This is a genomic window from Pantoea sp. X-Soil-YNGN-785 (assembly GCF_059730585.1).
Map to the genome: position 1 here is coordinate 1983387 of NZ_AP035942.1, position 23257 is coordinate 2006643.

20 protein-coding genes are annotated in these 23257 nt (G+C 52.2%); 11 read left to right on the top strand and 9 right to left on the bottom strand.

Features of this window, described 5'->3' with window-relative positions:
- Nucleotides 1-24 precede the first annotated feature (24 nt).
- The 9 genes from AC6I8E_RS09255 (at nt 25) to AC6I8E_RS09295 (ending at nt 10616) form a co-directional block, all read left to right on the top strand.
- Nucleotides 25-1188 carry a thioredoxin domain-containing protein gene (locus AC6I8E_RS09255; protein WP_147789227.1) on the top strand — a complete coding sequence of 388 codons (1164 nt, stop codon included), beginning with the start codon at nt 25-27 and terminating at the stop codon, nt 1186-1188.
- Between the two features lie 316 nt (nt 1189-1504).
- Nucleotides 1505-2020, top strand: coding sequence for an O-acetyl-ADP-ribose deacetylase (locus AC6I8E_RS09260; RefSeq protein WP_013357869.1), 516 nt, complete (start codon nt 1505-1507; stop codon nt 2018-2020).
- Between the two features lie 1498 nt (nt 2021-3518).
- A complete protein-coding gene (locus AC6I8E_RS09265; RefSeq protein ID WP_013357870.1) occupies nt 3519-4133 on the top strand; it encodes a helix-turn-helix domain-containing protein in 615 nt (204 codons plus the stop codon).
- A 20-nt stretch (nt 4134-4153) separates the two neighbouring features.
- On the top strand, nt 4154-4699 hold the full coding sequence (locus tag AC6I8E_RS09270; RefSeq protein ID WP_033783104.1) for a fimbrial protein: 546 nt from the start codon (nt 4154-4156) through the stop codon (nt 4697-4699).
- A 57-nt stretch (nt 4700-4756) separates the two neighbouring features.
- Nucleotides 4757-5503: a fimbria/pilus periplasmic chaperone gene (locus AC6I8E_RS09275; protein WP_497823902.1), complete on the top strand. Its 747-nt coding sequence runs from the start codon at nt 4757-4759 to the stop codon at nt 5501-5503.
- Nucleotides 5504-5549: 46 nt separating this feature from the next.
- Nucleotides 5550-8036, top strand: a complete 2487-nt coding sequence (locus tag AC6I8E_RS09280) for a fimbrial outer membrane usher protein (RefSeq protein WP_497823903.1) — start codon at nt 5550-5552, stop codon at nt 8034-8036.
- Nucleotides 8014-9366, top strand: coding sequence for a fimbrial usher protein StbD (gene stbD / locus AC6I8E_RS09285; protein ID WP_081917127.1), 1353 nt, complete (start codon nt 8014-8016; stop codon nt 9364-9366). Before AC6I8E_RS09280 ends, stbD begins: the two co-directional genes overlap by 23 nt.
- Complete coding sequence (locus AC6I8E_RS09290; RefSeq protein WP_497823904.1) at nt 9269-10048, top strand: fimbrial assembly chaperone; 780 nt, start codon at nt 9269-9271, stop codon at nt 10046-10048. The genes stbD and AC6I8E_RS09290 overlap by 98 nt, the downstream gene beginning before the upstream one ends.
- A 232-nt stretch (nt 10049-10280) precedes the next feature.
- The gene (locus AC6I8E_RS09295; RefSeq protein WP_095707193.1) at nt 10281-10616 is read left to right on the top strand and encodes a gamma-glutamylcyclotransferase family protein; all 336 of its coding nucleotides are present in this window, start codon (nt 10281-10283) and stop codon (nt 10614-10616) included.
- A gap of 342 nt (nt 10617-10958) precedes the next feature.
- On the opposite strand, the gene AC6I8E_RS09300 is transcribed toward AC6I8E_RS09295, so the two are convergent.
- The 3 genes from AC6I8E_RS09300 to AC6I8E_RS09310 form a co-directional block, all read right to left on the bottom strand.
- Nucleotides 10959-13004 carry an FUSC family protein gene (locus tag AC6I8E_RS09300; RefSeq protein ID WP_497823905.1) on the bottom strand — a complete coding sequence of 682 codons (2046 nt, stop codon included), beginning with the start codon at nt 13002-13004 and terminating at the stop codon, nt 10959-10961.
- 149 nt (nt 13005-13153) lie between these two features.
- Nucleotides 13154-13798: a LysE family translocator gene (locus AC6I8E_RS09305; protein ID WP_013357878.1), complete on the bottom strand. Its 645-nt coding sequence runs from the start codon at nt 13796-13798 to the stop codon at nt 13154-13156.
- Between the two features lie 80 nt (nt 13799-13878).
- Nucleotides 13879-15261, bottom strand: a complete 1383-nt coding sequence (locus AC6I8E_RS09310; RefSeq protein ID WP_201251786.1) for a M24 family metallopeptidase — start codon at nt 15259-15261, stop codon at nt 13879-13881.
- Between the two features lie 384 nt (nt 15262-15645).
- Between AC6I8E_RS09310 and AC6I8E_RS09315 the strand changes: the two genes are divergently transcribed.
- Nucleotides 15646-16533, top strand: a complete 888-nt coding sequence (locus AC6I8E_RS09315; RefSeq protein WP_195858088.1) for a glycosyltransferase family 17 protein — start codon at nt 15646-15648, stop codon at nt 16531-16533.
- A gap of 37 nt (nt 16534-16570) precedes the next feature.
- Here the strand turns inward: AC6I8E_RS09315 and AC6I8E_RS09320 are convergent, their stop codons facing one another.
- The 3 genes from AC6I8E_RS09320 to hipB form a co-directional block, all read right to left on the bottom strand.
- Nucleotides 16571-16777 (bottom strand): type II toxin-antitoxin system MqsA family antitoxin, encoded by a 207-nt coding sequence (locus AC6I8E_RS09320; protein ID WP_013357880.1) that lies wholly within the window; start codon nt 16775-16777, stop codon nt 16571-16573.
- A gap of 104 nt (nt 16778-16881) precedes the next feature.
- The gene (locus AC6I8E_RS09325) at nt 16882-18195 is read right to left on the bottom strand and encodes a type II toxin-antitoxin system HipA family toxin (protein WP_033783121.1); all 1314 of its coding nucleotides are present in this window, start codon (nt 18193-18195) and stop codon (nt 16882-16884) included.
- Complete coding sequence (gene hipB / locus AC6I8E_RS09330) at nt 18195-18443, bottom strand: type II toxin-antitoxin system antitoxin HipB (RefSeq protein WP_370421155.1); 249 nt, start codon at nt 18441-18443, stop codon at nt 18195-18197. The genes AC6I8E_RS09325 and hipB overlap by 1 nt, the downstream gene beginning before the upstream one ends.
- Nucleotides 18444-18622: 179 nt before the next feature.
- Here hipB and AC6I8E_RS09335 point away from each other — a divergent pair, with 179 nt between their 5' ends.
- Complete coding sequence (locus tag AC6I8E_RS09335; RefSeq protein WP_033783122.1) at nt 18623-19060, top strand: GNAT family N-acetyltransferase; 438 nt, start codon at nt 18623-18625, stop codon at nt 19058-19060.
- Nucleotides 19061-19093: 33 nt separating this feature from the next.
- On the opposite strand, the gene AC6I8E_RS09340 is transcribed toward AC6I8E_RS09335, so the two are convergent.
- Genes AC6I8E_RS09340 through AC6I8E_RS09350 form a run of 3 tightly spaced genes read right to left on the bottom strand, consistent with a single transcriptional unit; the run spans nt 19094 to nt 23192 of the window.
- Nucleotides 19094-19885: an inositol monophosphatase family protein gene (locus tag AC6I8E_RS09340; protein ID WP_497823906.1), complete on the bottom strand. Its 792-nt coding sequence runs from the start codon at nt 19883-19885 to the stop codon at nt 19094-19096.
- A gap of 23 nt (nt 19886-19908) precedes the next feature.
- Entirely contained in the window at nt 19909-20970 is a 1062-nt protein-coding gene (locus AC6I8E_RS09345) for an ABC transporter ATP-binding protein (protein ID WP_033783124.1), read from the bottom strand.
- Nucleotides 20967-23192 carry an ABC transporter permease gene (locus tag AC6I8E_RS09350; RefSeq protein WP_497823907.1) on the bottom strand — a complete coding sequence of 742 codons (2226 nt, stop codon included), beginning with the start codon at nt 23190-23192 and terminating at the stop codon, nt 20967-20969. The genes AC6I8E_RS09345 and AC6I8E_RS09350 overlap by 4 nt, the downstream gene beginning before the upstream one ends.
- Between the last annotated feature and the right edge of the window lie 65 nt (nt 23193-23257).

A 23257-nucleotide genomic window follows, 5' to 3' on the forward strand; every position in this document is an offset into this window, starting at 1 on the left:
ATCCCACCTTCAGGACGACAACCAATGAGAATGAATAAACTGGCGCTGGCCATGATGTTACTGGCTGGTGGTACCAGCGTTTCGACGGCAATGGCGGCAGAATCAACGGCTGCTGGTCCCGCTGTGAATACCCTTATCCAGCCGGATCAGCAGCCAGCCAGTTCTGAAGCGCCAGCCGTTACAGCAACTCATGAGGCATCGCAGCAAGCGGATGATTCTGTGGCGACAACGCCATCCAATCCGGGTTCGGCAGAGCAGCCATCTGTTGCGGCTGTGCCAGAAGCCAGTGCCGCTCCGGTATCGCAGGAAGCTGCGGCTTCTGCGCCGGTTCAGCCACAGCCTGAGATCGATCAGCCTTCACCGGTTGTTAATCCGTCTGCTGAGGCCGCTTCCGTGGCAGAAAAGAGTGAGCCACAGCCAGCAGTAACTGATATGGATGCCACACAAAAATTCTCGCAGACGCCAGTTGCTGAACCACCGTTTACGCCAGAACAGGAAGCGCGTATTGGTGAGCTGGCGAAAGCTTATCTGTTGAAGCATCCTGAATTACTGATTGAAGTGGATCAGAAACTGCAAAAAATACAGTATGATGAGCAAATGAAAGCGATGACCACCGCAGCCATACAGCATCAGGACGAACTGCTGAATGATAACACCGTGCCTGCTATCGGGCCGGAGGATGCAAAAGTCGCGGTAATAGAATTTTTCGACTATCAATGCAGCGTCTGTGCCCGACAGGCGCCCATCATTCAATCGCTGATGAAAAATAATCCTCAGGTACGCTTTATCTTCAAAGAGTGGCCCATTTTTGGTTATCGCTGGAAACCCTCTTTCCAGGCGGCCGAAACAGGTTTAAGAATCTGGCAGCAAAAGGGCGGTGATGCCTATATGAAATACCACAATTCGCTATTTGCCAGTGGTCATGTCGAGGGCGCGCTGACACAGAAAGATATCACCAAGGCAGCGTCTGCAGCCGGTGCCGGTAAGTTAAAAAGCAATGATATGCTCGGCACATTGTCCCGTACGGATATCCTGGCGAAAAATACCGGTTTTCAGGGAACGCCAGCAATGATTGTTATGCCTCTGTCAGGTGCGACTGCAGAGACGGTGACGATTTACCCAGGCGGTGCGATGGAAGAGATGTTGCAGTCGGCGATTAATAAAGCCTCTGGTCAGGCAGGAGACTAAATCATTGTCCGCATTCAGGGTGCCGGAAGGAGGATGATAATCCTTCCGGCATCTTTTTATTTTTCGTTTTTTTGCTAACTGAGAAAGCCCACGTATTTTTGGCGTCATTGACAGACCGCAGGCAATGTATCCCTTAATATGTTTGCCAGTTTATCTTTCGTTCCTGAGTTGTTGACTAAATCGTCTTAACTGGCTCGGCTGCGCTTCACTAAATTCAGGCTATATTCGAATGCGTCGCAAATTTTCAGTCATGACGACAAAGAAATGCAACGTCAGCAGGTTCGGTCATATAACTAAAGTAAACAGGTGGGATCAGATGAAAAAAATAACTGTAATTCAGGGTGATATCACTAAGGTATCCGCAGAAGCGATTGTTAATGCAGCCAATTCTTCGTTACTGGGTGGCGGTGGTGTAGATGGCGCAATCCATCGTGCAGGCGGACCTGTGATTCTGGCGGAGTGTCAGTTAATCCGTAACCGTCAGGGTGGGTGCAAGGTCGGTGATGCCGTAATAACTGGCGCAGGTAATTTGCCTGCGGATTATGTCATCCATACTGTTGGCCCACGCTGGAGCGATGGACGACATGACGAAGATGCACTGTTGAAACGTGCTTACCAGAGCTGTTTTAAACTTGTCGACTATCACGGTATTAAAACGGTCTCGTTTCCAAATATCAGCACAGGGATTTATGGTTTTCCTAAAGAACGTGCCGCGACGATTGCCTTAGATGTCATTAAACATTGCATCGCTGAGAACCGCACACTCGAGAACGTTAACTTAGTCTGTTTCGATGCAGAGAATTACGATCTCTATCTTAAGCTGCTTAACTGATAATTCGCATGCGAAGGTCAGGGGAGGCGTCTTTTCGTCAGGGCATTTAAATCTGCCAGAAGAGATGCAGGCTGAAAGAAGGAATTAAATACCTTATTTAACATAATATACATTATGCGCATGCTCATTGCGGCCTGAAGTCTGGCGGTATTTTGTCTGGCCGGCTCTCCATTTCTGTTGATTCTGGCTGTTAGCCACATTGCAGCAAATCTGTCTGAAAGCATCACGACACCCGCCTGAGCATTCAGCGCCACGCTCTCTGGTCCGCGACGATCATAAAGTTTACTGGCTTTCCTCGCTGCACAGTTTCTGCAACAACTTCTCGCGCGCTTCTTATCAGTTCTCTCTGTTGTCTGAGATTTGCAGGCCGACAACAAGTTTTACCTTCTGCAACTGACCGAATGCATTGCTCAGGCTCATTCAGAGACTGCTGTCTGTTCGAACGCCTGATGTATCAGACCATTATCACCGATTTCATCTGATAAATGCATTTTGCCTTTGTAACATGACGTCGCTACGCAAAAGTTATCGCCATTACCCTTGCTGATGGTCACAGAAATGCAGTAGATGCGTCTCCACATACTCTCGCATTGGCAACGTTAAAAAAATGGCCTTAAACACGCCGATGCACAATCACGCTCTGTTTACTCCGCAGGTCGCTACGTAAATCCTGAAACAATCGAAAAAGCCTGTATAACCTTGCTGCCAGGAAACGACTTTGTGGTCAGTCGCATGGTGACTGATTCAGCACTATCAATGTCACGCAAACAAGAGGCAAAAAGTCCCTGCTCTGCCTGACTGTCAAGCCGGTGCTCACGCTTCATTTCAGTGTGTCAGTAAATAAAAGCGTAAATGTTCACGCGATACAATCCATTGTTTTATACAAAACCTGAATAATGCCCCGCGATCAGAAAATAACTTTATCTCTCTTTTCTTTTAATGACATAGTTAAAAATAGCGATGTATCCGTATGCTAAATAACTGATTTAGATCAATATTTATGCCAGAGGGCTCAATTAACATAATTTTTACCAGGAATTTTCTTAATTAAAGTGATTTGTTAGCGATTACATATCAACATCAAATTTTATCAAGCCAGATTAATGTCGCGTCATCGAAAATGAAATAAGGAGGCAGCACAAGAAAAATTAACCCTGTATTTATTTAACAGCACCTGTTTGCAGGCTGCTAAATACAAAAAATGCACTGATCAAAATTCACGCAGATTTAGCTCTGAGTGCGGAATTTTTATTGATCAAAGTGGCCTTATTTGCCAAATATTCCTAATGGACGTAAAAAAATCCTGGTCCCGCAGCGATGCTAAGGGATAGGAATCCATTTTTGTCCCGAATTTTCAACAAATCTTACGCCCAGACCTGGAGGTTACTCTTTAAGAAAAATCCGAATGCACAAAATAGCGGGTAATTTTCATCGCCTTGAAATGCGGAGATTTTTATCGATAAAATAATCACAACTCTCGCAACCACACCAGAATATTATGAAAAAGATAACCAGAGAGGAAATTCGCTGCGCCACTTGCAAATATGGCTGTGATCTCACCCATCGCGCATCAGACATTTATAACCGATGTCCTTTGCAAAAAATTACCACCTGGCCCGGAAGAAATCATTTTTTCTCTTCATCCCTGCTGAATATGGTGGCTGGAAAATATGAAAGTATCTTTTGCAGAGGATGCGTCTTTGTTGACTTCTCCAGAGGAAATGTCAGGTATTTTACTAACAGCAACTGGATTGAGTATTTAAAAAACACCGGGTTAATGCTCATTGTCGTCAGCGATCGCTTTATGGAACCGCTTGCGGCGTACTGGCAAAAAGAAGATTTGCGAATACAAACTGTCATTCGTGCAGACCAGTCTCTTGACGAGATAAGTAAACAAATCAATGGCTGTTATTTCGGCCTGAAAGCTGAAATCAGGAAAAGAGTTAATCCACTCAATCAGGATGAAGTTCAGTTTCTTGACCTGGCGGCAAGCGGGCTTTCACTGACGATTATTGCCAGTGAAATGGGTGTTGAAAAGAAGCGCGTTTATAACATCAAAGATGCGATTCGCAGGAAAATGGGCATCAGCCTGAATCAATTGTTTTCCGCATAAAGAAGATAAAGGAGTATTAAATGAAGATGAAAATCAGATCGCGCAGTCTTGCTGTTTTGGTCAGTTCTGCACTGGTGTCGGGAAGCGTATTCGCTGCCTCAGATAACACCATCAATTTTCAGGGCGAAGTCACCGCTGAAACCTGTTCAGTGTCGGTAAACGGTAATAATGCATCCCCTGTCGTTCTGCTACCAACGGTGAGCACGTCGGACCTTGCAACGTCTGGCACGACTGCGGGTGATACCACCTTCACCGTGGGCGTGAGCGGCTGTACCGGTGACAGCACTAAGACGACGAAAATCTCGACGGTATTTGTCGGCAATAATGTCAGTTCTGCCGGTAACTTAACCAATACCGGCACAGCAAAAAATGTTGAAGTACAAATCCTCGATCCAAAGGATGCGGTTATCAATCTGACCAGTGGTTACGCTGGCAGCGGCGATATGACGCTACAGGCGGGTGAAACTTCAGGCTCAGCCACCTACTCTGCCCGCTACTACGCCGCAGGCACACCCACTGCAGGGACGGTAACCGCATCACTGCAATATGCCGTGACTTACCAGTAATATTTTCCGTGCGTATCTGGCAAACCGGATACGCACGCCACGCTTGAAATATTCGATATGGCTTCGCGCATTATGTTGTTTCCATTAAGATTTGTAATTATCATTTTTTTAATCACGTTTATTTCGGATAAAGTCCAGGCGAGCGTCACTATTCTTGGTAGCCGTATAATTTACCCGAGTAACGCGATCTCCGTCGATGTTCAGTTAAAGAACAACGATAGAATTCCTTATGTTATTCAGACCTGGTTTGATAACGGCAATATGGATTCGCAGCCAGGCGAAAAAAGTGATGCGCCTTTTATTGTGACACCCCCGGTGTTTCGGATTCAGCCTCTTACCGGTCAGGTTTTAAGAATCAGGTTCATGCCTGAAATCTCATTGCCCCAGGATCGTGAGACAGTCTTCTGGTTTAATTGTTTGCAGATTCCCCCTGCCAATATTCAGGATGAATCAGGCCGTAATAGCATGGTTTTAATGTTACGTAACCGGATGAAGATTTTTTACCGGCCAAAAGGGATTAGTCAGCCGGATAATATTTTCGAAGGATTAAAGGTGGCAATAAAAAAAGAGGGGGTTGAGATCAATAACATTCGGCCCTGGTATCTTTCGCTTACAGACGTTGCAATAAAAACAGCAGGAAAAGAAATTGTCTGCGATGCTGACATGATTGCCCCTTATTCTAAAAAAACAGTCAGGTGTAAAAGCGCAATTCAGTTTCCATCCAATAACAGCGTGGTTTCTCTTTCAGCGATGAATGACCAGGGAGCAAAAGTCAGTGAAAAGTATCCGATTTCAGCCTGGTAATATTTGCCTCCTTTTTTTACCATTCTGTGCATCATTCACTTTTTCAATGTCTGGACACGCGGATGAGTACTACTTTGATCCTTCGCTGTTCAAAGGTTCTGCCTTTGGTCAGAATATCGATCAATTTAATCAGCACAATATCACGCCTGGCAATTATTATGTGGATATCTATGTTAATAATAAGCTGATTAAAAGTGGCGTCGCCCTCACCTTTCTTCCGGAAGAAAATGGTCAGCCTGCTGAACCCTGTCTTTCCCCTGCGGTGGCAGAATCGTTGCGTCTCAGGTCACTCAACAAATCCATAGCCAGCGATGGCTGTCAGCCTTTAAATCACTGGTCATCGTCAGCGCGCTGGCAATTCGATCAGGCTTCACTGCGGCTGCAATTAACGATTCCGGACGCTGAATTAATCCATCTTCCTCGCGGGACTATCCCCGTCGCCGAATGGGACAAAGGGATTACAGCCCTCTTCATCCGGCACAATACGAACTACAACTGGACCAAAAATACCGCATCCGGCTACCAGTATCAGTATCTCTGGAGTGGTATGACGGCGGGTACCAATATTGATAACTGGCAACTGCGCCACCAGGGCAATCTCCGGTTTGTCGACAATAACGTGACCGGCAGCGATATTCGCTACACTACCGTCAGAACCTGGCTGCAGCGCCCCATTGAACCGCTGGACAGTCTGCTGACCTTAGGCGACAGCTACACAGAGAGCTCACAGTTTGGCAGTCTGGCTTACAACGGTATCAAACTCACCACCGATGAAAGGATGCGTCCCCAGAGTCGGCGTGGTTATGCGCCCGAGATTCGTGGCATGGCCTCGTCCAGTGCCCGGGTTATCGTCCGGCAATTGAATCGCGTTATCTATGAGACCAGCGTTGCGCCCGGGCCATTTGTTATCAACGACTTGTATAATACCCGCAGCCAGGGCGATCTTGATGTTGAGGTGGCAGAGGCCAATGGAAAAACGTCATCATTTACCGTTCCCTATGCCTCTGTTCCTGACTCGGTCAGGCCGGGAAACTGGCATTACTCTTTGGCATTAGGCCGGGTGCGTCAGTTCTACTCGGTGAATAACACGTTCTTCGAGGGGCTTTTGCAGCGCGGTATCAGTAACCGCCTGACTGCAACAGCGGGTTCGCGACTGGCTCAGGACTATCAGGCCTGGCTGCTTGGCGGTGTCTGGACCTCTTCGGCGGGAGCCGTGGGATTGAACACCATCTTTTCCGATGCCAGGGTCGATCAAAACAGCAACGCCACGGGATGGCGCGCCGAGCTGAGTTACAGTAAAACCTTTGCGACCGGAACCAACCTTGTGCTGGCGGCTTATCGTTATTCAACCAGCGGTTACCGCGACCTGCAGGATGTGCTGGGTGTCCGGCGTCAGCAGGACAATGGCATCAGTTACTACTCAGATACGCTGCATCAGCGTAATAACTTCTCCGTGACCCTGAGTCAGTCAATGGAGAATTATGGCTTACTCAGCCTGAGCGCCAGCACGGCGGATTACTATAATAACCGTTCACGTATTACTCAGCTTCAGCTTGGTTATAACAACAGTTGGAAAAACATCAGTTATGGCCTCAACGTCGCCCGACAGCGCACAACCTGGAACTACGATCGTTATGGGGGCAGGCTGGATGACGGCGATAACACCTGGCGGGAGAAATATACCGAAAATACTATTGCCCTGAATGTTTCGGTTCCGCTTAACTGGGCCAATAACACGGCTTCAGTTGCTTATAATTACAATCAGTCTAAAGAAACACGTAATTCTACTCTCTCTCTGACTGGTTCGTCTGGCGAGAATAATCAGCTCTCCTGGTCTCTCTATGGGGGTGCCGAACAGACCCAAAATAGCGGTAGTTACCGTGCCTCGTTCGGCGGAAATGTTCAGCAGAACACGCGTATGGGTGGAATCAGAGCGAATTATGGTCAGGGTGACAATTATCGCCAGGCGGGATTAGGGCTCTCTGGTACGTTACTGATCCACCCTGGCGGCGTCACTGCCGGGCCCTATACCAGCGACACCTTTGCACTTATTCATGCGGAAGGCGCTCAGGGAGCCAGCGTGCGCAATGGACAGGGTGCCGTTATTGATCGGTTCGGCTATGCCATCCTGCCTTCACTGACCCCTTATCAGGCCAATACTGTCAGTCTGGACACGCGTTATATGAATGCTGATGCTGAATTAAGCGGCGGCAGCCAGCGCGTTGTGCCTTATGCCGGCTCCGTTACACGTATTAATTTTGCCACCTTGCAGGGTAAAGCGGTATTGATCGCACTCAAGAATGAAGATGATGATATTCCGCCAATGGGTACAGAGGTTCGTGATGCTGATAATACCGTAATAGGAATTATCGGTCAGGGTGGTCAGTTATATGCACGTGTTCCGCATGACTCGGGAACCTTAAAAGTCAACTGGCAATACAAAGGCAATAAAACCTGCTTTGTTAATTATCAAATAACCGGTCGGGTGAATGAGGATATTGTTCGCCTGGATGCCGTCTGCCGCAAGGGTTAATTGTGTGAGAATCAAAAAATTACTTCTGCCTGTTTTTTTATTACTGTTTACTATCTCCGCCTGGGCCAATTGCAGTGTTGTCACCGCCACCTCCGCTCTTTCTCAGAGCGCGATTGCGGCAGGCTATACCGCCGCATACTGGACCGGCGCCTGTGATACCTGCTCAGGTAATGTAGGGCTGCCTTCCGTGATAAGTATCAATAGCGGAAAGACTTTTCAGCCCTCCGGCACGTTACTGGCCAGTTCAGTGGGCAGCTTTCTGACATCTGCAAGCAATGTTTCCTACTCGGCTAACCAGATTCTTTATCGCTGCGCCGTGGCAGATGCAGACAGTCTGTATGAAATGTATGCCACTAATGGCGACAGTCCCTATGCCGGGCAATATATTACGTCTGAAGTGGATGGCGCTTATTATGATGTGGCCGCCAACGTTGCCGTAAGGCTGACTAACCTTTCAACCGGTGAGTATTACAGTCGCTACTGGAAAGCCCGGCAGCTGACGGCCAGTGACTGGTATTCCGATGGTACCTATATCTATATTCCGGCCAGTGCATTCAGCAATGTGTTGTATGAGATGTTTAAAATAGATTCTACCCGCTATTACGCCAGCAATAGTAATCGTTATGTGGACACCTGGACACAACCTCGCGGTTACATTGCCTTTAAGGGGCCGGGCCTGGATACCAATAATCTGAAGGTGGGTCAGGATAGTCTCTCATACTGGTATGGCTGGTACCGTAACTGGCCTGCTGCATGGAGCACCTACTCGAATGTCACCTATGTACGCGGTGCGCTGTGCGAAGTCCTGGATTATCCGTCGGTGGTGTTGCTGCCTACCGTAAGCGTGAACACGCTCGCCGCTGGCGGAAAAAGTCAGGCCCCGTTTACCGTCACCATCCAGTGTGAATCTGGCGCCCTATCCGGCACCTCAACCTCGACAACCACCTCAGCAAATGTCGCTATGGGCTTTCTCGTTAACCAGTCAAATGCGGTGACGCAGGCCAGGAATCTGGGACTGACGACTGCTGGCGGCGGATTAACCTGGCTGCTGGATTCACATTATGGCAGCAGCGCTGCCGCCGCCGGCGTCGGGATAAAGATTTATGACAGCCATAATATGGTGCTGAATTTACTGCCTGACAGAACCCTGACCGGCACAGGTAACGGCCGTGGCTGGTATGCCTATAAAGATCTCACGTCGCAAATCTCTTCAGGCGGCAGCGATATTTACAGTGGCGATTTTACGGCTTCACTTGAAGCAATCAGTGGACAAACGATTACAGCAGGAACAGTCAATGCACAATTACAGGTTGTGGTTAGTTTTCAGTAATCTCATCGTATTATCTGGCCTGCTGCTCTCAACCAGCGTGTGGGCGGTGGTTAATGTAGATAAAACCCGGATCGTTTTTAATCCGTCGGATCTGACCCAGTCAATTAATGTTATTAACAGCGGCCAGAACGAAACTTTTTTGCAAATCTGGACAGACGATGGTGACCTTACCCTTTCACCTGATGCCAGCATCACGCCGATTATTGTTATTCCGCCGGTGGTAAAAATGTTTCCCGGAGAAATGCGCTCGCTGCGTCTGATGCTCACATCGCGGCAGACGTTACCCGCAAATAAAGAGAGCCTTTTCTGGTTAAATATTTACCAGATTCCGGCACTGAAAAAAGCGTTAAGCGTGGCTGAGCGCAAAGTGGTGCTGCCGCTGAGAATCCGGCTGAAAATCTTTGTCCGGCCTGCAGGACTCAATGCCCCAATGACCATCGATCCGGAAAAGATCCGTTTCGCGGTGTCGGGAAATAAAATCACGATAACAAACCCAACGCCGTGGTTCATGAGCATGAACGTCAATCCTAAAGGTCAACAATCTATAAAAAACCTGATGATTGCCCCACAGTCCGATCTGCAACTGAACAGTGACGCCACGCTGAAATCCGGGGATTCTGTGAGCTATGCGGTGATCAATGACCAGGGCATTCCGGTTAATTACGCGACTGTCTTTAAGTAATGGCACGCGAGTGCCGTCAGCTAACACATTCAGAACACCCAAAAGTCACACTTTGCGATTGTCACAGACGCCGCTACGTGAATTCTGCGTATCAGGTGTGTCTGATAGCTGGCAGAATTTACCCAGGGATTGCTACTGGCTGACTCTGTCGGGCAGCATCGAGGTTCTGCGAGACAACCGGATGACGGCACGTTAAAGTTGCTGGCTTCGACGGATTCCACGATGAGAGAAAATGAAACGCTTATTTGTCTATGGCACGCTTTGCCCGGGCCGCGAAAATGCCCATATCCTGGAAAACATTGGCGGAGAATGGCTGGCCGGTTCGGTGAACGGAACCTTCTACGAGCGTGGCTGGGGTGCGGCGGCTGATTTCCCCGGCATCGTACTGGATGAGCATGGCCCCGATGTGCCGGGCTATCTGTTTGTCTCTGACCAGCTGGATGCGCACTGGCCGATGCTGGATGCGTTTGAAGATGGCTATGATCGCGTCGAAGTTCGCGTCTCTGCCGGGGATAATCAGCATTACACCGCGTGGATTTATCAGCTCCAGCCACAGGGAAACAGTTAGCCCGCCTGAAGATACGTGCGCCCTGTTCTTATTACTGGCTTCAGGCGCGGCGGGATGCGCGTCGTACCTGAATACCCAGGATAATATCTGTGTCTTGCTCACAGGAAATAGTATGCAACACACTGATTTTAAATCGGTACAATGTCAGCTTAAATTACCATTTCGTTATCTCTGCCTTCCCCTCAGCCCTGCCTTTTTTACTGACAGACCACACAAACAGGCACTATGCCTGCTCTGTTTTAAATAAAGAGATAATGTATGATGTAACTAAAATACACTTCCTTTATATCTTCCGGGCGCTGTTCACGTCTCTCTCTACGCTACCAGCGACTCTTCTACGCTTTACTCCGGCCAGCGCTGATGTGGAAACAGAGAAACACGAATATTAAACAGATGGATTAACGGTGCGACTGCAACACTCTCCTGTCGCGCAATCGGCTCCAGCCGCAGCAGTAACAGGTCCAGTTCATCCAGCAAATCCTGATGTGGCGTTAGCTGTAGCGACTTCATCTTGCGTTTCAGATAGAGCGCCAGCTCGTGAAACATCTGTCCACTCTCAATCCGATGCCCTTCCAGCATCTCTCGATGACGTGCGTAAAAGTCATAGCAGTTAGCACCCAGCCAGGTTTCGGTAATCAGATACCCACCCACCACAATATCCGGCACCGGATCGAGCCGTTTGCGCGGCAGAATCACGTTCACCCTGTCGAGCATCCGTGCAATAAACTGCTGGCGTGACAGCAGCGTGGCCGAATTGCGCTCCACCATTTTGATAAACCCTAACAGATCGCGTAGTCCCCGCTGCACCGCTCTTCTGGCAATCCAGGACGGTCGTTTGTTACGGATCAGCGCCGTCAGCACCACCGCAAACATAATCCCCACCATCGATGAGATGGCTGCATTCAGAGTGACGATCAGATTCGGGACATAGTGATGGCTCAGGCCGATAAAGCCAGGGATCTGAATAGCGACACTCAGCCCCACCATATTGGTCGCCGGATTAGCGATGATCAGACTTAGCAGCATCAGACCCGGCAGCAGACAGATCATCAGCGCCTGCAAAGTATTGGCCTGCGGGATCAGGAAAGCGATATAGAACAGACTGACCACCAGCGCAACCATCACCCCTTTCACGAACAGTTTCATGGGTGTTACCGGGGAGTCAACACCGGCAAAGAATGAACTGATGATCGCCGCCATCAGAGGCGCATTTGCGCCGTCAGCCCAGCCGCTGCCAATCCAGAACAGACTGGAGAGAAAGGTCGCCAGAAAAGCGGTCAGCGCAGAGAGTCTCAGCAGCCCCTTATCGATGTGCCGGTGTTCCCGGATATTGCGGATCGCCGCCCCATCCCCGTGGCTATAGAGATCCCCGGCTCGCGCACTGACGTTCTCAAAGGCATCGGCAATACGGACAAAGTTAGCCATCCGCTCGAGCAGGCCGATCAGCAGCAGGCTCTCTTCGGTGGCCAGCAGCCCTGCCCGCCATTGATTTTCCAGGGTGGTCTGACTGGCGGCAGTCGCCTCACGCAGCCCGGCGATGTCGTTAATCCGGTCATGATGCAGCCACAGCAAAAATGCCTGAAACACATCGGTGACGCACTGCGGAAAACGGATATTCAGTTCGGCCAGCACGCCCAGCCGTGCCTCAATCGCGGTCAGGGTCGGCAGCAGATAGGTCAGATGCTGATACTGCACGCTGACCAGACGGATGACATTACGCGCCGCTTCGCCCTCATAGACGCAGTGGGTCAGCAGCGTTTCAACATTCAGCGGATAGCCCGCCATCTGGATCAGGATATCCTCCCGCTCCAGCGATTTGTTCTTTGCCATCCCGCTGATCAGTTCATCACAAAGTTTGCGCGCGTTCTGAAACCAGAGATTGACGCTCTGCCCCAGCAGATGGTGCATCGACACCGGAAACACCAGCCGGTGAACCAGCGTGCTGCAGAGGATCCCCAGCGTAATCTCCTCAATACGTGAAATCACGGTGTTGATGATCGCCGACGGCGTATCCACGTCAGGAAAGCCCATAATCGCTGCGCTGTAACCCGCCAGCATAAAGACATAACTCTTCGGCGTGCGGTCATGCAGAGAAAGATACAGGCAGACCGTCACCCACAGCGACACACAGAGGCTGAACAGCACCGGCGACTGCACGGTTTCAGGATAGATCAGCAAAATAAAGATGCCGCCGAGCAGCGTGCCCATCAGACGAAACAGCGATTTCGAGACGGTCGAGGCGGCATAGAGTTGTGAGGTGACAAACACGGTGGTCAGCGCCCAGGCCGGTTTTTCGAAGTTAAGTAACAGCGCCACAGAGAGTGCGATAAACGCGGCAAGAGAGGTTTTGCAGGCAAACAAAACCGCGTTTTTGGTAAACCATTTCATCGAATGAGAGCAACCAGGAACTTTCTTAGGCGCGTATCCTGACAGAAGCGCCTGCGTTTTACTCTCAGTTAAATTTTACAAATTATTACCGGCCTGAGGCGGCCGGTAATAAGAGATGAGTGTGCGATTCTGTTAAGCACGCAACTGCCTTAGCGCCGTGTCAATGCAAGGCGAATTCCCAACCCGATAAAGGTGGCACCCACGACGCGATCCAGCATTTTTCGCAGCGTTTGATTTTTTGCCACAGCACCTGCAGCACCGCCGGCCAGAATAGCAAACAACACATCAATCATGACGCCAATCAGCGCATAGACCATTCCCAGCACCAGAAATGAGATCGCATGATGGTCGCCCTCAATCACCACAAACTGAGGGAAGAACGCGATGAAAAACAACAATACTTTGGGATTGGTTATTGAAGTAATGAAACCGCGCAGCATCAACCGTCGGGTTTCGACCTCAGCCATATTGCTCTGAACGTCAAGCGGGCGCTCTTTACTGACGCCAAAGGTTGATAGCATCATTTTAGCGCCAAGATAGATAAGGTAGGCCGCGCCGATATATTTAATGACCGTGAACAGCAGCGGTGAAGCCGCAATGAGTGCTGTTAATCCCAGTGCACTGGCAATAGCATGCGTACAACTGCCCAATGCCACGCCGGTCGCCGAAAGGATCCCGGCGCGTCGTCCCCTGACCATACTCTGACCGATGATATAGGCGAGATCAGGGCCAGGCGTAACACAAAGCAGCACGACCGACGCGACGAACAGCGGAAAATGCACAATATCCAGCATCAATACTCCTGAGAATAGGCAGATTTACGATTTGATTAACTTATCAGGCCAGACAGCATTGTCCAGAGCGAATCAATACCTTACTGCCGCACCAGCGCACGCTGCTTATCCAGCAAGAAAGGGCGCAGATACCCTACCGTGTTCGAGAGCAAAATCACCTCCTCCGGCAACCGGATTTTCAGTACGTCGGTCAGATAGTCTCTGCGGCGGGTCATACGCTGCCAGACTTCCGGAAAACGGCTCGCCAGCTCGTCACGCAATGCCGCGTCTGCCAGTCCGACCGTATCTTCGATACTGCAGCCGCCATAACCCGGTACCGATGGGATGATATCAATCTGCAACAGCATTCCGCTCTTCAGGGTCACCGCTGAATCGGGATAGATGGGCGAGTTCAGCCACTCTTCGTCAGCGACCAGATGCCCCGGATTGAGATGCCAGCCATATTGCGCTTTGGGCAATACCGTTTCGATAAGCGTATAGAGTTCGCGGCCGGTGATCCCGATTCGCAACTGCTCCAGCCAGCTGACGACCGCATGATAATAGGGGATCGCCAGCCGGGTTAACCAGTCAGAAACGTTACACTGTAACTCAGAAGCCTCACTGACGACATACGCAGAGCGGCTGGTCAGGCCGCCTTTATAGCCGACCGTCAGTGAAAGTTTGTCGCCAGTTGAAATCTGTTTGTCTGACGGATAGAGCCGGGCCTGAGCGAAACGATCGCCCGTCGCGGCGATCGTGATGACGCTGTTTGGCTGTCCTTCTGCATTCAGCCGTGCGCCCAACGCCTTCTCTGTGACGCCAGGCGCAACGCTCTCCAGCGCAGCCAGCATCGCGGTTGACGCAAGATTGGCTCCTGCCTCATAAAAGGCGACTTCATCGGCGCAGTTAACGCAACGCGCACCGTGATCTGGCGAGATAAACAATCCGGTGGCGTTAACCAGATGGACATCGCCCCCCGCCGCCTGAGCCGCTGCGGTATAAACGAACTGCGGCAGATCAAATAACTCATGCTGACTGCCGGTAAACAGCTTCCAGCCCACCAGGCCAGTGCGTTCACCTGCCTTAATGCCTGCCTCTGTCAACAGCTGATCCAGCGGCTGATCCCCATGCATTGGCTGATTGGGCAACGAAAACACCGGCGCATGCAGACAGCGTCCCGGATTGCGGGCGAAAGGCACCAGCTTGAGGTTCTCATTCCCCATGATGTAAGTAAGCCCGCCCTGCTGATTCACCACCAGCAGCGCCTCCTCAAAACGCGGAATAAATCCCGCCAGGTACTCAAAGTTACTGCCGTGCTCTTTGTCGGCATAGATAATCAGCTGCGTAATCTGCTGCTGCTGCATCCGCTGAATAATGGCAGCCAGACGGCGATGCAGTGTGTCATCAGACATTACCGGACTGGCGGCATCGGGAAAAGTGGGCGGTAAAGGGATTATTTTCAGGGCATAGCGATTGGCATCCATAACGCACTCCAGCAGCCAGATTGATGTGATTGTGATTTCCGTTCCCAGAGTAAACCTAATGTTTCTCCTGTACGGTGCCACCATCACACAACTTACTCGTTGCGTGTTATCAAAAGATGGACATTGCCTTGTAACGATTTTTCCTGCCTTGTGCAGGCTTTTTTATATCTTCAATTTGTGAGCATGCACTATGTTTAATATTTAAGCATGACCTAATTGCTACCTGTATGAAACTTCCCCAAAGGCCTGATGTGTGGAGTACGTGTTGCAGATTAACCGCATCAAAAAGTACAGATAACGTAAGGAAAAAGTAAATTTACGCTTAACATGCGGTATAATTGTTTCAAATAATTTTAAAATTATACCAGGAAGGTTCGTTAGCCAATGATTTACGATTGTTTCCTTTACTACGATGAAGACATGCTTCTTGAGCTTCGACTCAATACGCTTTATGAACATGTTGATAAGTTCGTCATTGTTGAATCCCTCTATACCTTTACTGGTAAGCGTCGAGAAAGACTCAGTTTTAATATCGAAAAGTTTGCGGCATTTCGCGAGAAAATTATTTACGTCGTTAATGACTCAGTACCGACGATCCATCAGCATAATTTCGTGTCTGGCAGCTCTATGGTGAAAGCCGGTGAATCCGATCCGTGGGAAAATGAGACGATAGCGCGCAACGCCATTATGCGCGGCCTCGACTTCGCTGAGGACGACGATATCATCATGGTATCGGATGTAGATGAAATCCCCCGCCCTGAAGCCCTGAAACAGTTCAGCCCGCGCCACCTCTGCACGACGCTGTACCATAACTTCTATAATTATAAGTTTAACGTTCAGGTTCTTAATGACGATGGCTCTGCCCGTCTCTGCCGCCTGCCAAAGATGACCACTATGAAGAATCTGAAGCATTTTTTCAGAGGCCAGCCAGAGCTGTTACGCAACGTTAAACGCAAGGGTACGCCAATCAGAGACAGCTGGTGGCGCTGGAAGCTGCTGAAGATGCGTACCAGAACAGTTGAAAACGCTGGCTGGCACTTCTCATGGGTAATGACCGACGCCCGTATCAGTGAGAAGATGGAGACCATTTCTCACACAGAAAATAATCTCCCTGAGTTTAACAATCCCGATCATATTCGGCACTGCGTTGAGCAGAATATTGATATCTGGAACCGACCCCGGAAAATGGTGATCCGGCCAGTAACGCAGGAATATTTGCCTGCATGGTTAGTGGATAACCAGGCCCGTTTTGAAGAGTTTCTCAAGTGGTGAATAAAAACGAAAGCCCGCACTAAGCGGGCTCTTTGTATCATTTAACAGGCACGCCTGCATTCTCCAGCGCTTCCGCCTTTTCGGGGTACAATTCCGACGTTCCGGCGTTCATAATCACCGCGCCGCAGCGAATGCAGTGATCACCCTTCACATCCGGCACGACATCATCGGGATTACCCGTATTAAGACTGACGTCACGCGTGGCGTAAACAAACGCCTCTCCTTCACATCCCGGACACTTCATACCCTTACTCCCTTGATAAGCCTGTCAGATAAGCATAGCTGACAGGCGGTTTGCCAGAGAGTGGTGAAAGGGCTTTTCAGGATAGTGCCAGCTCATATCCGCCATCAATCGTTATGCCGTAACCGCTCCAGCATAATCAGTGAATGGCTGAAGATTGCATCCGCGATGTGCTGCGGGAAATCGGCCGGTAATGCCTCGCGCACTGAGACTACCGCCTTTGGAAACTCACGGACGAAGAAGTCAAAGATCTGCTGCAGGCTGTCACGATCAAAATTCACCTGCTTCGCCGTGGCGATAAAATGGCGCGGAAAGATTTTGTCGATTTCTGTCTTCTTCCCCTTAGTGGCACGCAGCCCCATCGCCAGTTTGAGTGCACGCCTGTTCAGGCCGGTACCGCCCAGCACCGGATAAGCAGAGATCACATCATAAAAAGGTGTCAGTCGATAACTGCCGCCGCGCTCGATAAACAGCGAGAAGTTTTTAGCGTGACCGTCGGTTGCGCCCGTCAGCCACTGAAACACCTGGAACATCATAAAGCGATAGCGATCCTCGATGGCATTGCTCGATCCCATCAGTATCTGCATTATTTCTGCGATGCCCGGCCCGCCATCCGACTCATATTTAGTCGAGGATGGCAGCCCCAGCGCCTGACAGAAATCCTCCTGTGGCAGACGAATCAGCCGGGTTCGGTCGCGCGACCAGCGGCGGTCAAAGCGCTCAACGGCCAGAGCGCGCATCTTACCGGCCCGGATAATCGTCGCCTGCGGTACATCAATACCCAGTGCACGTGCCAGCGCCAGACAGAGATACTCATTCTCTACGCTTTCACGCATATCCAGCGTCGCGGCTGGCTGTTTAATCTCACCGATTGGCAGCTTGATAATGTGTGAGGTGGGCGTAGCGCCGGCAGGAATGCTCCAGCCCTCTTCGGTCAGCAGCAGCGCCGTTTTCTCCTGTGCACCCGCCACCGAAATGCGAAAGTCGGTCTCTTCACGCAGCATCCCCAGCGGAATATCGGACTGATAGGCTGACAGCACGCTCTCGAGCCGGGCTTCATTCAGCACCTCATAGCGAGCCTGCAGTGCGGGCAGCGGCATATCGGGCGGCAACAGCATGGTCGCCCCGACGCTGTCACGTCCCACTTCCTGCAACAGGTCAAACGGCTGACGGGATTTAATCTGGTAACGCGCCACGATCCTGTCACGAATCAACGGGCTATCCGGCAGCAGGTTGTCGAAAAAGTTAATTACGGCGTGTGAGGTAATCGCCTTAACCTGCAACGGCAGTGAGAGTGACAGCGGCCTGGAGAGCGGGTTACTCAGCCAGCCGGTATCATACTGAAACTCATGAGCGCCGTTTCGCTGCCGGGTAAGCACGCCTACCCGCTCACCGTTCATCCACGCAATCAGCCTTTGCATTACCATTCATCCTCATCATGCAACTGAGGCGCACTGGCCTTCTCTTTTTCCACTATGTCCAGACTCACTTCCAGCGCCTGTAAAAGCTTAAACAGCGTGGCCAGCGAGGTACTGTCAGGCGCATTTTCAAAGTGAGAGATGGTGGCCTGTTTCAGGCCCACCTTTTTTGCCAGTTCACTCTGGGTCCAGCCGTTGCGCTGGCGGATAAGCTTTAGCCGGTTTGCCAGCTGTAGCGGGCTGTATATCATGGGTGACTCCTTCAGGATCACAGGCTTTAAGCATAGCGCAGAGGGGTTATCCCCGGCAGGGTATAAAGTACATTATATACCCCACAGAGGATAATATACAAATTATACCCTGCAGAGGATAATGCAGAAATTATCCCTTGCAAGGGATAAAGACAATACATGGTTAGCAGAGGAACAGGATGAGCACATTTACCCTTACCCATCAGCAAAACGACGACGACCGGGAAGAGTTACTGGCAGGATTAGGGGCTTACAACCGGCAATTTATCAGTCGGGAGAACTGGGGCCCGCTGTCGGTTTCTCACCGGGATGCAGAAGGTATATTACGGGGTGGATTGATCGCCTCGCGCAAAGGAAACTGGCTCTGCATTGATTATCTCTGGGTGGATGAAACGCTGCGTGGCAGTGGTCTGGGTCGTGCGCTGTTGGAAGCGGCGGAACAGGAAGCAGTTAAACTGGGCTGTCTGTTTGCGCTGGTGGATACCTTCAGTTTTCAGGCGCTGCCGTTTTATCAGAAACAGGGTTATCAGCAGCAGATGTCCCTGCCCGATTTTCCGCAGGACGGAATGCAGCGCCACTATCTGACGAAAACGCTACGACCTGCGGAATCACGCTGACCCTGATGCAGCCAGCGTGACAGGGTCACTGAGCTACAAACCAGCAATACGCCGGAGGTCCGCTTCGGCGCCGGGTGCCGCAGCAAGCACCTGCGCCCCTTTAGTGATGCGATCACCTTCGATGTTAAACGGGTGGTACCAGCCACCCGCCTCTTTCACCAGGCAGTAACCCGCCAGGCAATCCCAGGCGTGCATATAGGGTTCGTAGTAACCCACGATACGACCAGCCGCCACCCAGGCCAGCATCAGCGCGCCGGAGCCAATGCGGATGAAGTTACCGCCCGCCGACAGCAGCGCCGCTACAATCTCGCCCACCTGCTGCGGACTGACATGGCTGTTAGCACCAAAACCGGTGACGTGGTTTTGCAGCGTGCGCGCAGGATCGACCTGCAGACGACGCCCGTTCAGCGTCGCGCCCTGCCCCAGTGCCGCCACATAGCACTCCTCATAGGTGGGCGCAAAAATCACCCCGATGACAGGTATATCGTCACGCAGCACCGCAACCGACACACACCAGCTCGGCATTCCATTGAGAAACGGGCTGGTGCCATCGATGGGATCGACCACCCAGGTATAATCAGAGGTTCCCGTCTGCAGTCCCGTCTCCTCGCCAAGAAAGCCATCATCAGGAAACGCATCCCGTATGCGGCTGGCGATCAGCTGCTCGACTTCACGGTCGGCAATCGACACCACATCCTGCAAATCGTACTTAGTCTCTACTACCAGCGTGTCGCGGCGGTTGAAGTAAGATAGCGCGGTCGCGCCACCTTCGCGGGCCACAGCTTCCGCTAACGCCAGTCGCGCCACTCTTTCCTGCGATTCCATGCGAACTCCTCGGGTTAATCAGATTAACGGGCAATCAGGGCTAAGCCCTGCGGCTTAAAGTTGACGCCAACCGTGGCGGCGAGCGGCAGACGCTGTTCCATTTGTGGATCGATAATGAACAGCGCGCCCAGCTCGGTAGCGACTTCATATTCGATATGATCGCCCAGCCAGGTGCTGTGGATCACTTCACCCTGCAACGCGCCCTGACCGTCGCCGGACAGCGTAATAAACTGCGGTCGCACCGCCAGCTGGGCACTGCCGGTTTTTGCACCGATACCCCGCACCCGGAAGCGCTGATTTCCCAGACGGACCAGCGCGTCATCCGCATCGGCCTGTTCCACTTCACAGGGCAGAATGTTCGCTTCCCCCATAAAGTCCGCGATGAAGACTGAATTGGGCGAATGGTAAAGCGTCTCCGGCGCACCCTGCTGAGCAATATCCCCCTCTTTCATGACAATAATCTTATCGGAGACCGCCAGCGCCTCCTCCTGGTCATGGGTCACGTAGACGGCAGTGAACCCGAGCCGCTGCTGCAGATCGCGAATGTCGGTGCGCACCCGACGGCGCAGACGCTCATCAAGGTTCGACAGCGGCTCATCGAGCAGCAGCACCTGCGGTTCCAGCACCAGCGCACGCGCCACTGCAATACGTTGCTGCTGTCCACCAGACAGTTCAGACGGCAGGCGCTGGCCCTGACTCTCCAGCCCCACCAGCTTCAGCCCTTCGCGCGCCCTGTCCTGCGCCTCGCGTTTATTCATACCCCCGGAGAGCAGTCCATACAGAATGTTGTCGAGGGCGTTCATATGCGGAAACAGCGCGTAGGACTGAAACACCATCGCCACGTCGCGCTCGTTGGCGGGCAGATGGGTCACCTCTTTGCCGCCAATCAGAATCCGCCCCGAGGTGGGATGCTCCAGCCCGGCCAGCAGCCGCAGCGTGGTGGTCTTGCCGCAGCCGGATGGCCCGAGCAGCGTGACCAGCGTGCCCGGCTCTACGGTAAGCGACAGATCCGGCACCGCGGTAAAACCGGCAAAACGCTTCGCGACATGTTCAAACACCACCGATCCGGCGTTAATGGTCGTCATACGGCTCTCTCCTGAGTCAGCGTGGATACAGAGGGTGCGGCAACGATCACCGCCGGTTGGGCTGCACGGCGCAGGCGACGTTCGCCCACCAGCAGCTGGAACAGGCCAATGATCAGCAGCATCACCACGATCAGTACCGAGGAGTAGGCAATCGCGACGCCATACTCTCCGTTCTCCACCAGCCCGACAATGTACGAGGTCGCCATGTTGTACTGCGCGCTGACCAGGAAAATCACTGCACTGATCGAGGTAATCGCCCGCACAAAGGCGTAGACCAGCGCGGCGCTGATCGCCGGTTTGAGCAGCGGCAGCACCACTTTGCGCAGCGTCCGGAAACTGTTGGCGCCCAGCGTCAGTGACGCTTCATCCAGGCTTTTATCCAGCTGGCTCATCGCTGCAATTCCACCCCGCACGCCGACCGGCATATTACGGAAGACAAAACAGGCGATCAGGATCATCGCGGTGCCGGTGATCTCCAGCGGCGGCAGGTTATAGGCCATCACATAGCTCACACCTATCACCGTGCCGGGAATGGCAAAGCTGAGCATCAGCATGAATTCAAAGGTCTGACGGCCGGCAAACTTCTGCCGCACGATAAGCCAGGCGGTCAGCAGCCCTACAATGGCAGTGAGCGGTGCGGCAATCAGGGCGATTTCCAGCGTGGTCCAGAACGAGTTCCAGGCGACGCCACTCCACACCAGCTGCCCCTGATTCACGCTGATGCTGAAGGCGCGGATGTAGTGATCCAGCGTCAGGTTGTTATTCAGACCCCACGACTGCACAAAGCCGCCAGTCATGATCATGCCGTAGATCACCAGGGTGAAGAGTCCCCACGGGATCACCATGCCATAAACGCTGTAGCGTACCGGACGCGGCAGCATCACATGACGGCCGCCGTCGCCCTTGCCGGTCACGGTGGCGAAGCTTTTGCCGGAGAGCCAGACGCGCTGCACCAGAAACGCTGTCAGGGTAAAGCCCAGCAGGATCATCGCCAGCACCGCCGCGCGGCTCGGGTCGTTCTGTGCGCCGACCACGGAGAAGAAGATCTCCGTCGAGAGCACGCCGTGACTGCCGCCCAGCACCATCGGGTTACCGAAATCGGCCATGCTTTCGATAAAGCTGATTAAGAACGCGTTGGCCAGACCTGGCGCCATCAGCGGCAGCGAGATGCGGGAGAAGGTGCGCCAGCGGCTGGCGCGCAGAGTCTGCGACGCCTCTTCCAGTGACGGACTGACCCCCTCAACCACGCCAATCAGCACCAGAAACGCAATGGGAGTAAACGACAGCACCTGGGCAATCCAGATGCCGGTCAGTCCATAGAGCCAGCGACCCGGCTCGATGCCGAACAGCGTCGCCAGCGATGCTGTCACCACGCCGGAGCGGCCAAACAGCAGGATCAGCGCCAGACCGATAACAAACGGCGGCGTGATAATTGGCAGAATGGTCAGCATTCGCAGCGCTTTTTTAAATGGCAGCGCCGTGAGCGTGGCCGCCAGCGCAAACGCCAGTCCCAGCAGCGTGGAACCACTGGCGGTCATCAGCGCCAGTCCCAGCGTGCGCCAGGCTGTGCCGCAGGTGTCGCCGGTAAAACAGGCGAGGCTCCAGATGGCGGGGTCCTGCATATTGGCAATCAGTCCATCCGGTTTAAAGCTGCCGTCACTATCCTGCACTGAGGCGACAAACAGGCTCAGCACCGGATAGAGTACAAAGGTCGTCACCAGCGCCACCAGCAGCACAATCGACGCCACCACAAAGGCATCGCCTTTCAGCACGCCGCGCTCTGCCAGGGCAAAAGCGAAGATCAGCAGAAAGACGGTCAGCAGCAGCAGTGCGCCCGCGCCCATCGCCGGTTGCCCCTGTGTCAGCGGACCAAAGAGATTTTCCAGCCACAGCCAGTTCCAGCCACTAAACCCGATGGCATGCCCTTCCAGCACCAGAAAAAGAATCCCGCAGACGCTGAATAGCAGCAGCAGCGTGCTGCGTGTGCGGCCTGGCGGCAGAAAGACACTGGCCGCCGAGAGCAGCCATAGCGCCACGGCGATGCCCAGCCAGCTGTGCAGCGCGAGCTGTCCCAGCGCTGGTGCGTTGTTCTCATCTCCCCAGAAGCTGAACAGCCAGTCACCCGTAAAGAAGCCCTGCTCCAGGCTATACCAGGGCAGCAGCGTCAGCGCGACGGCACCTGCCAGCAGCGCACCGGTTAAGCGACAATTATGCGCATTCATAAATCACCTCCATCAGGAAGCGGACATCAGGCTTACGCCACCGCGGTCTGGCACCAACCCGGCTC